The organism is Acidiplasma sp., assembly GCF_038728925.1.
Lineage (GTDB): Archaea > Thermoplasmatota > Thermoplasmata > Thermoplasmatales > Thermoplasmataceae > Acidiplasma > Acidiplasma aeolicum.
This window is the reverse complement of sequence record NZ_JAVYSZ010000009.1, coordinates 1-15,716: the sequence shown is the minus strand read 5'-3', so window position 1 is coordinate 15,716 and position 15,716 is coordinate 1. Positions and strand designations below refer to the sequence as shown.

Annotated in this window: 15 protein-coding genes and 1 pseudogene; 13 read left to right on the top strand and 3 right to left on the bottom strand. The window is 31.8% G+C overall.

Annotation, left to right across the window (positions count from 1 at the left end):
- Window positions 1-188 precede the first annotated feature (188 nt).
- The 3 genes and pseudogenes from QXW15_RS04795 (at window position 189) to QXW15_RS04785 (ending at window position 2,616) form a co-directional block, all read left to right on the top strand.
- On the top strand, window positions 189-1,634 hold the full coding sequence (locus QXW15_RS04795) for an ATP-binding protein (RefSeq protein ID WP_055032279.1): 1,446 nt from the start codon (window positions 189-191) through the stop codon (window positions 1,632-1,634).
- Between the two features lie 303 nt (window positions 1,635-1,937).
- Window positions 1,938-2,306 (top strand): annotated as a pseudogene (locus QXW15_RS07795) (IS200/IS605 family accessory protein TnpB-related protein); the annotation flags it as partial.
- A gap of 94 nt (window positions 2,307-2,400) precedes the next feature.
- Window positions 2,401-2,616, top strand: coding sequence for a DUF167 family protein (locus QXW15_RS04785; protein WP_287950579.1), 216 nt, complete (start codon window positions 2,401-2,403; stop codon window positions 2,614-2,616).
- A gap of 20 nt (window positions 2,617-2,636) precedes the next feature.
- Here QXW15_RS04785 and QXW15_RS04780 read toward each other — a convergent pair whose 3' ends face one another.
- A complete protein-coding gene (locus QXW15_RS04780) occupies window positions 2,637-3,953 on the bottom strand; it encodes a hypothetical protein (RefSeq protein WP_054964045.1) in 1,317 nt (438 codons plus the stop codon).
- 136 nt (window positions 3,954-4,089) lie between these two features.
- Here QXW15_RS04780 and QXW15_RS04775 point away from each other — a divergent pair, with 136 nt between their 5' ends.
- The 4 genes from QXW15_RS04775 (at window position 4,090) to QXW15_RS04760 (ending at window position 7,535) form a co-directional block, all read left to right on the top strand.
- Entirely contained in the window at window positions 4,090-4,656 is a 567-nt protein-coding gene (locus QXW15_RS04775; RefSeq protein WP_048101268.1) for a hypothetical protein, read from the top strand.
- 4 nt (window positions 4,657-4,660) lie between these two features.
- On the top strand, window positions 4,661-6,355 hold the full coding sequence (locus tag QXW15_RS04770; RefSeq protein ID WP_342790043.1) for a long-chain fatty acid--CoA ligase: 1,695 nt from the start codon (window positions 4,661-4,663) through the stop codon (window positions 6,353-6,355).
- Window positions 6,342-6,854: a hypothetical protein gene (locus QXW15_RS04765; RefSeq protein WP_048101267.1), complete on the top strand. Its 513-nt coding sequence runs from the start codon at window positions 6,342-6,344 to the stop codon at window positions 6,852-6,854. Before QXW15_RS04770 ends, QXW15_RS04765 begins: the two co-directional genes overlap by 14 nt.
- 273 nt (window positions 6,855-7,127) lie before the next feature.
- On the top strand, window positions 7,128-7,535 hold the full coding sequence (locus QXW15_RS04760) for an SCP2 sterol-binding domain-containing protein (RefSeq protein ID WP_048101266.1): 408 nt from the start codon (window positions 7,128-7,130) through the stop codon (window positions 7,533-7,535).
- A gap of 25 nt (window positions 7,536-7,560) precedes the next feature.
- Here the strand turns inward: QXW15_RS04760 and QXW15_RS04755 are convergent, their stop codons facing one another.
- Window positions 7,561-8,271, bottom strand: a complete 711-nt coding sequence (locus QXW15_RS04755; protein ID WP_054963943.1) for a DUF72 domain-containing protein — start codon at window positions 8,269-8,271, stop codon at window positions 7,561-7,563.
- Window positions 8,272-8,380: 109 nt separating this feature from the next.
- Here QXW15_RS04755 and QXW15_RS04750 point away from each other — a divergent pair, with 109 nt between their 5' ends.
- Window positions 8,381-9,325, top strand: coding sequence for a DMT family transporter (locus tag QXW15_RS04750; protein WP_342790042.1), 945 nt, complete (start codon window positions 8,381-8,383; stop codon window positions 9,323-9,325).
- A 108-nt stretch (window positions 9,326-9,433) separates the two neighbouring features.
- On the opposite strand, the gene QXW15_RS04745 is transcribed toward QXW15_RS04750, so the two are convergent.
- On the bottom strand, window positions 9,434-11,032 hold the full coding sequence (locus QXW15_RS04745) for a B12-binding domain-containing radical SAM protein (RefSeq protein WP_342790041.1): 1,599 nt from the start codon (window positions 11,030-11,032) through the stop codon (window positions 9,434-9,436).
- A 204-nt stretch (window positions 11,033-11,236) separates the two neighbouring features.
- Between QXW15_RS04745 and QXW15_RS04740 the strand changes: the two genes are divergently transcribed.
- The 5 genes from QXW15_RS04740 to QXW15_RS04720 form a co-directional block, all read left to right on the top strand.
- Window positions 11,237-12,007 (top strand): hypothetical protein, encoded by a 771-nt coding sequence (locus QXW15_RS04740; RefSeq protein WP_342790040.1) that lies wholly within the window; start codon window positions 11,237-11,239, stop codon window positions 12,005-12,007.
- Window positions 12,008-12,057: 50 nt separating this feature from the next.
- Window positions 12,058-13,362, top strand: a complete 1,305-nt coding sequence (locus tag QXW15_RS04735) for an MFS transporter (protein ID WP_236689072.1) — start codon at window positions 12,058-12,060, stop codon at window positions 13,360-13,362.
- A 161-nt stretch (window positions 13,363-13,523) separates the two neighbouring features.
- A complete protein-coding gene (locus QXW15_RS04730) occupies window positions 13,524-13,754 on the top strand; it encodes a cation transporter (RefSeq protein WP_054964171.1) in 231 nt (76 codons plus the stop codon).
- Window positions 13,747-15,135, top strand: coding sequence for a mercury(II) reductase (gene merA / locus QXW15_RS04725; RefSeq protein ID WP_342790037.1), 1,389 nt, complete (start codon window positions 13,747-13,749; stop codon window positions 15,133-15,135). The genes QXW15_RS04730 and merA overlap by 8 nt, the downstream gene beginning before the upstream one ends.
- 152 nt (window positions 15,136-15,287) lie before the next feature.
- Window positions 15,288-15,716, top strand: a 429-nt coding sequence (locus QXW15_RS04720) for an acetyl-coenzyme A synthetase N-terminal domain-containing protein (protein WP_342790035.1), incomplete at its 3' end; no start/stop codon positions are given.

The window sequence follows — 15,716 nt, the reverse complement described above, 5'->3', positions numbered from 1 at the left end:
TCAGCAATAAATCTGAGTATCATAACATGCAAGAGTTATAAAAAATATCAATACTAAACTAAAAACATAAACCCAGTTTTTAATAATAATAAAGATTACGTAATTACATATAAAATTTCTATATTATCAAGAATTTCATTTGAATGGACTTAAATTTAAATATTAGTTGAATATAAAGTATTATACTTATGTCTCAACAAAAATTTATTGATAGAGAAGAGGAAATGGAGATATTAAAAAATCAGTATGATATGGAAGGATCAGGGCTTATTGTTATATATGGAAGAAGAAGGGTTGGTAAAACAGAACTTATAAATAATTTTATGTCAGGCCATGGTTTATATTTTCTCGCAACCAATGAGGGGGATACTGAAAATATAAGAAATTTTCAGAAATTATTATCAGAGTTTTTAAATGACAAAAACATTGAATATGCCTATTATAATGACTGGTATTCACTTTTTTCATCCATTGTTAATAACATAAATTTTATAGAGAAAACAAAAAAATCAAAAATTATTATTGCAATTGATGAATTTCCATATTTAATAGAGGCAAACAGGTCTATACCATCTATTTTTCAGAAAATTTATGATTCATTTCTTAAAAATAATAATGTTTTTTTAATTCTTTCAGGGTCATCTGTAAGCATAATGGAAAATGATGTTTTATCATATAAATCCCCGTTATATGGCAGAAGAACCGGGCAGATTAGAATTAAACCATTAAAATTTAAATTTATTAATAATTTTCTGAAATACAACATTGAAGATCTATGCAATAGCTATTTTGTCCTTGGTGGAATACCAGAATATATATTAAAGTTTAATACCAATTTATCATTCTGGAATAATTTAAAAAACAATTTTTTAAACCGTGGCAGCTATCTTTATGAGGAGGCAGAGTTTTTATTAAGAGGCGAGTTAAGGGAGGCCAGGAATTACTTTACAATTTTAAAGGCAATAGCAATTGGAAATCACAGGCTGAATGAGATATGCTCATATACCGGAATGGATAAAAGCATGGTATCAAAATATATTGATGTTTTGATATCCCTTGATTTTATAGAACCGGAAATACCATTTGGGTCAGATAAAAATTTTAAACGCAGGCTTTACTGGATTAAGGACAATTATTTATCATTCTGGTTCCGCTACATATTGCCAAATAAAAGCGAAATAGAAAATTCAAGAACAGAAAGGGTGTTTAATTATATAAAAAATGATTTTAATACATACGCGGGAGAAAAATTTGAATATTTAATAAGGTCATTAATATACGATGGCCTTACCGGAAAATATTATGACAATGTATCAAGGTGGTGGGGTAAAAACAAATTAAAGAATAAAGGAAATGATATTGAGGAAATAGACATAGTTGCGTATTCATCAGAAAGAAATGAACTGTTATTTGGTGAATGCAAGTGGACAAATAAAAAGATATCAGCATCATTAATAGACAAATTAATGGAAAAATCTAAAATTTTGCTTAAAAATTATAATAACTGTAATGTTATATATGCTTTATTTTCCAAATCTGGCTTTATTGAAAATAAAAACACCATAAAAAATAAAAACATAATTTTAATGGATTTAAATGATGTAAAGAATTTTATTGAAAAAAATAAAAGTTAATACACGCTTTAAAGCTGGTTGTGTATATTTTACCTATATATTACATAATGGTACATAATTATATATAAATATTCACATTAACAGTTTCAACCCTATTACCTCATTTAAATGCTTTAATCCTGATGCCCTGGTATTGATTTTTTAAGTATGCAAGAGCATACTATGCCTTTGACATACCCACGGGCCTTGAAATTGATAAAATTTTTTATTTAAATTTATATAGGTTAATGGAGAATATGCTATTATTTTTATATTGTTTTTGTCGCAAGTCAGAAATCTAAGGATTTTTGTTTAAGAATCACTATCCAACATCAAAACAATCAGAATTTTTACACAGATACCTTTTAATAAACTAATAAAACTAATTAAATACAAAGGAGAAGAGAATGGAATAGATGTTATTTTCAGGAAGAATCATACACTTCTAAATGCTCTTTTCTTGATAATGAAACAATAGAAAAACATGATAAATATCTTGGAAAAAGAATAAAAAGAGGATTGTTTAAATCTGCAAAAGGAATTTTAATAAATCCAGATATTAACGGTTCTTACAATATAATAAAAAAGGCATTCCAGAATGCATTTGACGGGATAGGCGGGTTAAGGGTTAATCCTGAAAGTTTAAGCATCTTTAAATTATTAGAGATGACAACTTTCAAAGATGGATGTTAACAAATGTTAACAGAAATCTTAACATAATGTTATGATTTGAACCACGATTTTATTAATAAAAATTTTTTATACCCAATAATATTATAACATTAAATTGATAATAAATATACATGTGTACAGGGGACCAAAAAATATACGCATAAAGGAAAATGGTCTTGATGTATACACTGACGAACCAATGGAAAATAACCGGGCAAATGCAGATATTATAAAACAACTATCCAAATTTTATAATGTTAATTCAAAGGATATAAAGATAATCTCTGGCCTTAAATCTAAAAAGAAGTCCATTTTAATTAAAAACAAATAAGGTTTATTCGTGTTTATATTTCATCTTTTAATTATTTCCCTGTATGCATCCAAATTTATACTTTCATCTATTGTTTCCATCTTTCTCCTCAGTTCTCCCGGAATTTTTGATATATAAATATCATCCTTAATGATAAAGGCGTTAACAGATGAAAGTTCCAAAAGTAAAGATTCAATATAGCTCATTCTGCCCGGGTGTATAAATGTCGAATGCCTAAAAAATGATAAATAAAAATTAAGCGCTATTGTGTTTATTATTACATAGCCATCTATCGCCCTGCTATCAATCCAGTAAACGCTATCAGAATAAAGCCTGAATTTTGAGTATGATACAATACGGTCTATAAAATTCCTTAGGTTGATTGCCTGATAAATAAGATTATGATTTATGTCAAGGTTTGATATGGCCATTTTTAAATTTCTTACCTTCTTAAATTCAATAAAATCCACATCCTCATTTCCCTCATAAAATATATAATATAACAATTTTCCAATCCTTTTTTCTGAGAAAAATATGCTTTTTTTTAAAAGTTCATTATAATCCCTGTAAAGTATAATCTTCTCCATTTTAAATCTGTTTTTAATTTTTATAATATCATTTTCATTTCCCTCTATTATGAAATTAATATTATTTTTCATAAGTTTTTGTATGTTTTTTGGTGTATTAAAACCGGATTCCAGAATCAAAACACCCCCATTATTAACAGACCTGGTCATATTAATGAACTTTTCAATATTGTAAAATTTATCGGTAATATAATCTGAATTTATTATATTAAGGCTGATGGCATCTATAAGTATATCCAAAATAACCACATTAAATTCATTTTTTTCCTCAATCTGTGATATTATTGATATCTCAATGTGAAGCAAAAGCATATCCTCTTTTATCTCCATAAGGTTCTCAAATTTATCACGTTTCCTTGACAGATACCTTAAAACATAACTTATATTGTTATTCATAATCTTAAGGCGTGGCCATATTAGGCTAAGTATGCTTCTTTTATAGTAATATCTTGAGTAACCAAGCGGGGATTTATAAAGTGCAATTATTAATGCAAGTGCCTTAATTTCATTATTGTATTTGTCAAATATATTATCTATTTTATCAAGTGACTGCCTGTTAAGGGTCATAATTGCCGCTATGTCCCCATACTGTAATGCCCTGTCAGGAACCACGAACTTTTGGTTTATAACTATATTCCCGTTATCCAGCCTTCCCAGATATCTTGTTTTTTTAATCTCCCTTTTATTCCTTTTATCCCAGATGTTTAAAGTATAGTATGCATAATATTTATTTTTAATATTTTTAATTTCAATCTGGCCAGATCTGCTCATAAAATATATAAGCCTTGGTAATATATTAAATGTTTTTCCAGGATATAATAGATTTATATATTACAATTAAAAGTGTTAACCTCCATTTTTTAAATTTAATATATAAATGCTTGTTAATATAAATTAGTGATAAAAAATGGTCAAATTTATAGAGAGTGCAAAAAATCATAAATCAAAAAGAAATAAGATAATACTAATAGCAGGGATAATCATTGCACTTCTATTGTCCATGACTGCGGGTTACATGGCACTAAACTCATCAACTGTTACTGCAAAACCTGTGACACTGACTGATTTCGGGATTACAGCATCTGAAATGATTTTAACAAATGCAACAATTACGACATTAAATGTTAGTGGGCAAACTGAATATCATGTTGTAATGCAAAAGGTATCAATAAGCAACCTTGTTTTAAAAAAGTATATTAACGGGTCATTGTACGCAACAATTAAATCATCGATGGCAACAGGATTAAATGTTACACTGTATGCAACACACATATATGCAAATAATACATCGTATACGAACCTTATTATAAATGAGCAGCCAAATTTTACCATAACAGCAAGTCAGATAATAATGTATAATGCCACAATAAATGCAACTTACCAGAAAGCCTCATCATTTAGCATGTCAAAAACAAACCTTGGATTCAACAGCCCTAATTTTATACTGGCTGCATACACGGTGAAGTCCAGGTGATTTAATGATGGAAGAAATTACTGAAAAACTGGATGATATACTAAAATTAAATTATCCACCCTGGGTACACAGGCACATTGATATACCAAAGATAAGCTTATATGATGCCTTTTCCCGGTCTGTGGATAAATATAAGAATAATATAGCAGTAGACTTCATGGGACTTAAAATAAGTTATGGGCAATTAAGGGATGAGGTGGATGCCCTTTCATTCAGGCTATCTGAACTTGGAATAACAAAGGGAGACCGAATTGCAGTTATGCTGCCTAATATACCACAGTACATCATATTTTTCTTTGCAATATCCAAGCTTGGTGCAATTATCGTCCAGGTTAACCCATTATATACAGAGAAGGAGATAAGGGAGGAACTATATGATTCTGGGGCACGTTCAATGGTTGTCATGGATGAATTTATAAATAAGGTAATAAAATTTTATCCTGCACATTTAAAAAATATTTTTGTTGTAAGGGTTAAGGATTATCTTCCCGGTGTAATATCTGCAATTTATTCCCTGATAACCATAAGAAAAAGGCCAAAAATTCCTGCAGCAGATAAGATATATATCTGTAAGAGGCCAAATAGAATAAAAGTATCTCCTGAACCGGTAGATATAGACCCTCAGAATGATCCTGCCCTGTTCCAGTACACTGGAGGCACAACAGGCGTTCCCAAGGCTGCAGTTTTAACACATTATAATTTAATAGCAAACGCATACCAGATAATAGAATGGCTTCCACCGAAGTACAAGGAGAATTTATCATATCTATCATCAATACCATTTTTTCATGTTTACGGCATGATGACCGCAATGCTAACACCATTGATACAGGGATCCAAAATTATTCTTGTACCAGACCCAAGGGATATTAAAATGACAATTAATTTAATGGAGAGAAAAAAACCAACGGCATTTCCGGGAATACCAACGTTATACCATTCAATTACCCAGTTTAAGAATATTGAGAAGAGGAATATCAGGGATGTAAGGGTATGCATTTCCGGGGCCGCACCACTACCTGTGGAACTGCAGAAAAAGTTTGAGGAACTTACAGGTGCAAAGCTTGTTGAGGGCTACGGCCTCAGTGAGTGCTCACCCGTGGCTAACATCACACCAATTTACGAAGAAGACAGTGATAAATACATAAGGCCGGGTTCCGTTGGCATGCCTGTTCCAGACACATATGAAAAGATCGTTTCAATAGATGATGGCATTACAGAGATGCCCATTGGGTCTCCGGGTGAGCTGTTAATTAAGGGTCCACAGGTCATGAAGGGCTACTGGAACAGGCCCGATGAGAATAATAATGTTTTAAGCGATGGCTGGTTACATACAGGTGACATAGCAAAAATTGATGATAATGGCTATGTTTACATACTTGACAGGAAGAAGGACATGATCATAGCCGGAGGCTATAATATATACCCCAGGGAGATAGAGGAGGTTTTATACCAGAATCCCAGGATATCAGAATGTGCTGTAATAGGCATAAGGGATGAGCACCGTGGTGAAACGGTAAAGGCTGTAATAGTAAGGAATGATAATACATTAACAGAGGATGATGTAATAAATTTCTGCAGGGATAAGCTTGCAGTTTACAAGGTGCCAAAAATCATAGAATTCAGGGATGAGCTGCCAAAGACACTTGTTGGAAAGGTGGATAAGAAGGCATTGCGTGGTGAAAATGAGAACAAATAAAAAATATCTAAAAATTGTGGTCATTTCACTGGCATTAATAATCATATTAAGCTTTATTCCCTATTATGGAAGTTTTCTACATCAGGGCAGGAATGGAAATGAAAACAATTCCAGTACAGCCAGTGACCCACAAAATTTCTTTTTTATAAATATAACCAAAATAACACTTCATGATGCAGTTATTACACCAGAGTTGAATGGAACCTACCATATTACAGCTGCCTCTGCGTCATTTAATAATCTTACCCTGCAGCACACCGTATTGGGAAATAAAATTATAACCATAACAGCACCATATGGAAATATTACAGGCCTGAATGTATGGTCAAACACCCTTAGCTTTTCAGCAATTAACACACTGGTAAATGGTATATTAAATGTAATAACCACCATAACTGGAATTTTAAGCGGGAATCTAACCGTGTATAATCTATCAATTGAGGCAACCTATTTTAGTGCATCTAGCCAGCAATTAAATAATGGAAATGTAACATTATAATGGATTTTATTAGATATTATTTTTAAAATTTTAATTTTATATATATAAAGAAATTCTTAGCCTAGATATTTACTATAAATTATCAGAATAAGGATATGTTACTATAAATTTAAATAGCCAATTGTTAATTATAATTATGCATGGTCTTATTTTGATAATTCATAAATGTATTAATTAGAAAACAAAACCTTATAATTTAAATTTGGGCAATAAAATAATAGAGATATAATTTCCATTTAACAGGAATTATATACTATTTAAAGATGAATTTTTATGACTTTATTCTGCACTGAAGAATGGGCTGAAGAATTTGTTGACCTATTAAACAATAATAAAGAATATTATATTAATGGAAAAGACTGGAACGATACAATTACCTTTGGAATAAATGCAGATGACAAACATCCAGAAAACTGGTATCTTTATTTAAAACTTTCCGGAGGAAAATGCATTGAGTATAAATGTTCTGAAAATCTTAACAAGCTCCCAGAATCAACATTTTTATATTATGGAACCTATTCAAACTGGATAAAATTAATAAAATCACAGATTGATCCCATACAGGGATTAATTACTGGTGAGTTCCATCTGAGGGGGCCAATGATGAAGATTATGAATTATACAAAGGCTGCAGAGGAAATGGTTTCAACTGCAAGCAAAATTAAAACTGAATTCTTATAATTAACACCAAAAAATAATTTGATATTTATCCATTTATGATATTTAGCATTTCAAGTGCATTTTTTGGTGCCATTGCGTTGTAATCATTATTAAAATAAATAAATGCTTTTTCAGGCTTTATGTTTATGATTTCATTATAGAAGGCTTTTAATTTATTACTTGAATAATCTGTTGCATAACCGTTTTCATCACCATGAAGCCTAAAATATATTATATTATCATCAGGGAATATCAGTGGTAAATCTTTAGAACTTACCGAGGCGACATGTATGCCATTGGCAATTATATTTTTTATTATATTCATATCAAACCATCCACGGTGTCGGAACTCAACAATTCCTCCAGCAGGAATATTGTTTAAAATTCTTTCTAGATTTTCATCTGTATATTTAAATGATGGCGGCATTTGGTATAATATAAATGCCAGTTTCTCCTTCAGATTCTTTATTGCCCCTAAAAATGTATTAAGAGTATCAGTACAGCCATTCAATTTTTGAATGTGGGTTATATATCTATTTGCCTTAACACTAAATAAAAAATTTTTTGGAGACATTTTATACCATTTAATTACACGCTTGGCATCTGGCATGGAATAAAACGTTGAATTAATTTCCACAGTGTTAAACCTTTCTGAATAGTATTCGAACCATCTCCTTTTGTTCAGATTTGATGGATAAAAAAGGCTATTCCAGTGAAGGTAAAACCATCCCGAGCAGCCCACATGAAATTCTATCATAATTTGTTAATATCAATTCATATAAAAGTTTTGAAGCATATTTTAAAATAATGTAATAAAATATAAATAATATAATATAAATTTTAATTCTTATTACATAATTCAGAGTTTGGATTTTTTAGCTACTAAAAATTTATATATTTATCTTATATGGCAACTTGGTGGTTTAATCGATTATAATAATTCTAAAAAGGGTCTTATAGAAATATTATCGTCAACTGTAATATGGGGTTCCATACCTGTTTTTGCCATCTGGTCAATGCTCCCATCACCCGTTTTTGTTTTCTTTAGAGTTTTAATATCATTTCTGTTATTATCAATAATATTAAGGAAGAATCTGATAAAAATATTAAAGAAATTATCCAATTTTTATGTAATTTTATCCGGTATATTATTATCATTAAACTGGGTTTTTTTATTTTATGCAGTTTTTATGATCCCTGTTTCAGAGGCAATAATATTTTATTATACTGGCCCGGTTATAGCCATATTATTCTCACCATTTTTGAAGGAAAAAATAAATAATGGTGGGTTATTGAATATTTTTGTATCCTTCACAGGAATAATAATAATGTCACTGGGGTCATTGAATTTAAATATAATTGGCATAATATTGGCATTGCTATCTGGGATAACATACGGTTTATTATCTGTAACAAGCAAATTTTCCTCCAGATATGTAAATTCAATAGATTTGGTGTTTCTGCAGTCGGTAATATCAGCAATAATATTATTACCGTTTTTATTTATAAACAAATTCATAATAAACTATGATGTAATAATAATTATAATAATATCAGGATCCGTGCAGACTGTGCTTGCATTATTTTTATGGTATGATTCATTAAAAAATTTAAACATACAGATAGTTTCAATACTGAGCTATCTTGATCCTGTTTTTGCAATAATATTTGCACTGATATTATTAGGGCAGATACCGTCATTGTATACAATAATAGGAGGCTTGCTATTAATAGGCAGTGGAATAATAACCACTGGCAGTACCATCAGAAGATACAATGTAAAATCATTTAATGCCATGGATAGGCCATAAATATAATTTAAAGTCCAATTAAGAGCAGTTAATTTATACATTTAAATATTATAAATAATAAATAACAATATCAAATCATTGAGGGTGGATTAAAAAAATTAAAGATGGTTATTTATTTTTAATCATAAAATATGGGTTTTTCTGTTTGTTTGCATAGACTATCTTATTGGAAGTTTGAAGAATTTCCTTAATCCTTTCCTGTGAAATTTTCATTTTTTTCCTTCCATATGAATAAAGATCATAGGTTTTAAATAAAAATTTTGGAAATGAAAAGAAATCCCTTAGATATACCGGCATCATTTTTAATATGAACTGTGTTCCATTATCTATTAATTTTTTCTTAATCCCGCCAAGCCTGTCATTACGTATCTTTCCTATAATAAATTTATAAATATAAAATGAATATGATGCATAAAACTGTATAATCTGGTCCAGAACAGGGCCAACCTTTGTTTTCATTACGGGAGTTAAAACATCATACCTGTCCCAGTCAAGTGTAAACAATTCATTATTTTTTAGTGCATTATCGAATATCCTTGTTCCTGGCAATGGGGTGTATATTGAAAATTGAACGGCATCTGCACCAGCCCTTCCAAGCTTTCTTGAAAACCTCACGGTTGATATGGCATCCCTTAACCTCTCATATGGTGCACCTATCATCATACCCACCAGAACAACTATATTATTCTGGGACAGTATCCTTACAGCATCCACCGACTGCGGTGTAAACTCACCCTTATGCATTTTTTTAAGAATTTCCTTGCTTCCGGATTCAACACCCAGGAATGATATTCCCATTCCCGCCTCTGCTGCAAGTTTAATTAATTCAGGATTTTTTGATGTGACATCAGCACGCATCTGAACTATCCACTTCATATCTATTTTTTCTTCTATTATTCTTTTAAATAACTCCTCACGCTGCTTAACATTTGGGAAGACTATGAAGATATCATCTGTAAAAAATATCCATGTGTACCCTGCGCTTTTGGCCCTCTTCATCTCCTCTATGATGCGGTCATTTGATTTATTGCGCCACTTATTTCCCCATGTGGGGGTTACAGAGCAGAAATCACATGCATATGGGCATCCACGTGAGGTTTCAAGGCACATAACCTTTTCATGCTCACCATATACCTTAAATGTATATTTACTGCTGTCCAGGAGCTCCAGTGGTGGATATGGCAATGAGTCAAGATCCGATATTAGTTCCCTGGGTTCAGTTTTTAATATTCTATCACCATTTCTGTAATAAATTCCCTTAACAGTGGAAAAATCGTGGTGATTAATTATGGCCATGGCTATATCATATATTGTCTCATCCCCCTCACCAAGAACTGAAATGTCAAAACCAGAATTTATGATTTCTACAGGAAGAAATGTTGCATGATGCCCGCCTGCAACCATAACCGTATCAGGTAAACTTTCCTTAATTTTTCTGGCTATATACCCTGCATTGTTATGTGCGGCAGTTGCGTGCAGGGTTATTCCCACCATGTCAGGTTTATAATTTACAGACATTGAAACAACATCATTCAGTGTAAGATTATCACCCTCCATATCTATAATTTTAACCTCTGCACCAGGTATCCGTAATATTTCCCCGGCAAGGTCTAAAAGGCCCAGCGGTGCGGGAAGAAATCCCCATTTTGTCATATATGCACTGCCAGTTGCATTGCTAGGCCTTATGAATAACGCCTTAAATGCCATATTAAAAAATGAATTAACAATTTAAATACTTTTCTTAATCATTAAATATACACAAAATACTTATTTAATGAAGAGTTTATACCTGAATATTTTATATAAAATAGCGTAGTCCCATAATTTAAATAAGGATAAAATTTGCATTTTATTATACGTCCATTAAAAATAATATATATTATTACCTATACCCATGAGGGTGCAAAAATATTGAATAATTACATTATTGGAGATTATAAGCAACAAAAAGAGATTTATAAAGATTTCCTGAAAAACATAGTCGATAAATTTATTAAAAAAAATTATAAAAAACCATTTATAATAGGTTTAACAGGCAGCGTTGCATCCGGAAAGACAACATTATCATATATATTCCAGGAAATACTTAAAAATATGCTACCCGGTAAAAATATATGCCGTGTTAGCACAGACAATTTTTTAAAAAGTAATGAAGAGCTTATCAGGGAAAATATCCTTAACCGGAAAGGATTCCCTGAAAGTTATAAAAATGAACTGTTCTGCCAATTTTTTATGCTAATAAAATCTGGTATTAAATTTATATCCATACCTGTATATTCACATTTATATTATGACATAATACAGGAAAATTACATTATAAGAGACCCAGATATTATAATTCTGGAAGGCCTTGGTTTTGGAAATAATTTCAATAAATGCCACGTTTATGAACATGTGGATGTATTAATATTCATTAAGGCAAGGATGAATTATGTAAGGTCATGGTATATATCAAGATTTTATAATCTTATATATGAATCAAATAATAACCCCAAAAGCTTTTACTACAAATTTAGGTCAATGAATGATGATGAAATTATGAAAATCATAGATTACGCATGGTATAAAATAAATCTCCCAAATTATTATAAAAACATTGTTAGGCTGCAGAAAAAATCTAACTTTATTATTGTTAAAACAGCAAATCATGTTGTATTGAATATAATAGAAAATAATCAATAAAAAATAAATTTATTGCATAAATTTTATCTATTACATTGCCATGCTATAGCATGGAAGATGATATGAACATACATAATAGCAAAATGCTTGGGGGTCATTTAAGATGGACCGTCATACTTTTTGCCTTTGGAATAATAACATTTGATTATATTGATAGGGGGATAGTATCAACAGCCCTGCCAATACTTACATCTGAGTTTAATTTAAATCCTTATTTTCAGGCTCTGGTGGGGGATGGCTTTACCTATGGTTATTTAATTATGAATCCTGTGGTGGGCTATTTTCTGGATAGATTTGGTGCAAAGAAAGTATTTGCGTATTCCGGCACAGGCTGGGGAATTGTGCAGTTAACTGCTGCAGGTGCCTTTTCCGGAATATACCTTGTTATTAATAGAATTCTTCTAGGCATAGGTGAGGCTGTTGGTTTTCCCGGAATAACAAAAATAACCGCTGAATGGATGACAAAAAGTGAAAAGGCGCGAAGTGGCACAATTGGCGATTCTGGTGTTAATGCAGGTGTGGTTCTGGGAACGCTATTACTTCTTGCACTGACGTATGTGGTGAATAATAATCTGGCTTGGAGGCTGGCATTTATAATCAGTGGCGGGTTAACAATATTTTTAATACTTTTACTTGCATATTTTCTCTATGATTCTCCAGAAAAGGACCCAAGAATTAGCAGGGAAGAATTAAATTATATAATTAAGAACCGGGATGATATAAAGGAGCAGAAAAAACTCCCGGTACGGTCATGGCTGGTTACCAGAGATTACTGGGGAACAATGATGGGACTTGGAGCACAGGCAGGGATATTTTTTGGCCTTTTAACCTGGCTTCCACTGTATCTTTTTTATGCCAGGCATCAATCATTAAATTTAACCCTTGGTTACACAGCATTAGTATGGGGAATGGGATTTATTGGAGAAATAATTGGTGGTTTTATTGTTGATTATTTGAACAGATCATACGGTCCAAACAGGGGAATGAAGGTGGGATTTTCTGTCAGTTCACTGGGTGTTACATTTGGAATACTTGCCACAATATATGCAACAAGTGCATTTGAGGCTGTCTTAATCCTGGCCATTACATTCTTCCTTTTAAGATGGTCAGGCATACAGTGGGCAGTTAGCTCCTTCATTGTTCCAAGGACCTATGCAGGTCAGTGGGGTGGACATATAGGATTTTGGGAAACACTCTGGGGGATAATTATTCCACTGGTTTTTGGTGCAACTGTTGCAGTTACAAAGGCATATACAGAGGGCATGTTTATATTTGTTTTCATAGGTATTATCTACTTTTTGGGTGCGGTGGTTGTGACAAGATATAAAAAATTAAAATCTTACAATGTTGATTGAATTCCCATAAAGGAAAATAGAACAATCATAATTAATTCGGCAAATTCACACATCAATCAAATGGGAAGCCACTGAGCTTAATATATATGAACTTTTAAAATTTTTATTGGTAAATTTTTTTTTACTTTCTAGATTATATACCAATATTAAATTACATATTTATGGTTAAAACAATAGAATTGAGAGTTTATGGAATGACGTGCGATGACTGTGTGCTTCATGTTAAAACCGGCCTTTTAGGTGCAAGCGGTGTCAAAGACGCGGAGGTTTCCTTAAAGGATGGCACGGCACTGGTGCATGCTGATGATACAGTAAAGCCAGAAACACTCCTAAGCCTTGATGTTTTCAGAGGGAAGTATAAGGCACAGTTGAGAAGTGTTAAGAATGAATGAATATGATCTTGCAATTATAGGCTGGGGTGCTGCAGGATTTGCAGCGGCCATCAAGGCAAGCGAACTAACAAATAACGAGATGAAAATAGCCCTGATCGGCCATGGAAATCTTGGCGGTACATGTGTTAATGTTGGGTGTGTCCCCTCAAAATATTTAATAGAGGCATCAAAAGTTTATAAAAACCTTAAAAATCCATTATATGCAGGTATATCAGGTGATGGAAGCCTTAATTTTCAGGAATTTATGGAATCTCTAAGAAATTTTGTTTCAGATGAGAGAACAATAAAATACGAAAATGTTATAAAAAATTTTAAAAATGTGGACCTAATTAAAGGGAGTGCGTATTTTAAGAATAATAATACAGTTTATGTAAATGATACTGAAATAAGGGCAACAAATTTTATTATTGCCACTGGGTCAAGGCCTTTAATACCTGATATCATGGGGCTCAATAATAATTATTATACCAGTGATAATATCTGGACAATTAAAGATATTCCGGAAAAGATTGCAATACTGGGGAGTGGTGAGGTTGCCATAGAACTGGCCTATGCATTTTCAAGTTTTGGATCTGAGGTTCATATTTTTAATAGATCCAATAGAATTTTAAAGAACTTTGATGATGATATAACATCAGAATTAATAAAGAGTTTAAAGGAAAATCATATAAATTTCCACCTTGGAAGTAAAATTTTTAAGATTAATGATTCCGGTTCCGGCGAAACATCCATACAAACAGAAGATGGAATTTATAAGGGTTTCTCACATATACTGGTTGCCACGGGAAGAATTCCAAATATAGACTCACTCAATCTTGATAAAGCAGGCATAATGTATAAAAATGGCATAATCGTTGATAATCATCTTAAAACAACAAATGATATTGTATATGCCGCCGGCGATTGTGTGGACCAGCCAATTAAACTGGAAACACTGGCAGGCAAGCAGGGTGTTACTGCAGTAAATAATATCCTGGGCGGAAACGAAAGCATTGACCTTCACGAGGTTCCATGGGCTGTTTTCTGTGAACCCAATGTTGCCTCAATAGGATACACCGAGAAGGAATTAAGAGATAAAAATATAAAATACAGCACCCGAATAATAGGGCTAAAAAACGTTGTTAAGGCAAATATATTAAAAAACAATAGTGGTCTGGCAAAGATTATTGCAGATGATGAAAATAAAATACTTGGCATTCATGTGCTTGCACCCAATGCTGCGGAGTTTATCATAGAAGGAGTTTACATTATAAAAAATAAACTAACATATAATGACCTTATAAATTCCATGCACATATTTCCAACGGTATCTGAATCCATTAAAATATGCGGGCAGTCATTTATAAGGGATGTATCCAAAATGAGCTGCTGCATGGATTAATACAGTATCAAATTCTGAATACCATATTATTTAAGTTTTTTAATTATTATATCATAATAATATTTTTTTATAATATAAAGTAGATTGTATTTTGTCCAAACATTTATTTTAATTTTAGCAAACTTTTTATAATTATAGATATTTATTATACTATGGAAAGTAATTTACCTTTTAATGAAAAACACAGCATAAACATGGTACATTATTTTGAGACCTATAAAAAATCCCTTGAGAATCCGGAAGAATTCTGGAATGAACATGCATCCATAATAGACTGGTTCTCACCATACACAAAGGTTCTTGATGATTCAAAAAAGCCATTCTACAGATGGTTTATAAATGGAAAGACAAACATGTCATATAATTGCCTTGACAGGCATATAAACACGTATAAAAGGAACAAGGTTGCATTTATCTGGGTATCAGAATCAGGGAATGAAAGGGTTGTAACATACTATGGGTTATACAAGAGGGTAAATGCATTTGCCAGGGCATTATTAAACCTTGGAATAAAGAGGGGTGATAATGTTACAATATATTTGCCAATGATCCTTGAGGCACCGGTTGCAATGCTTGCATGT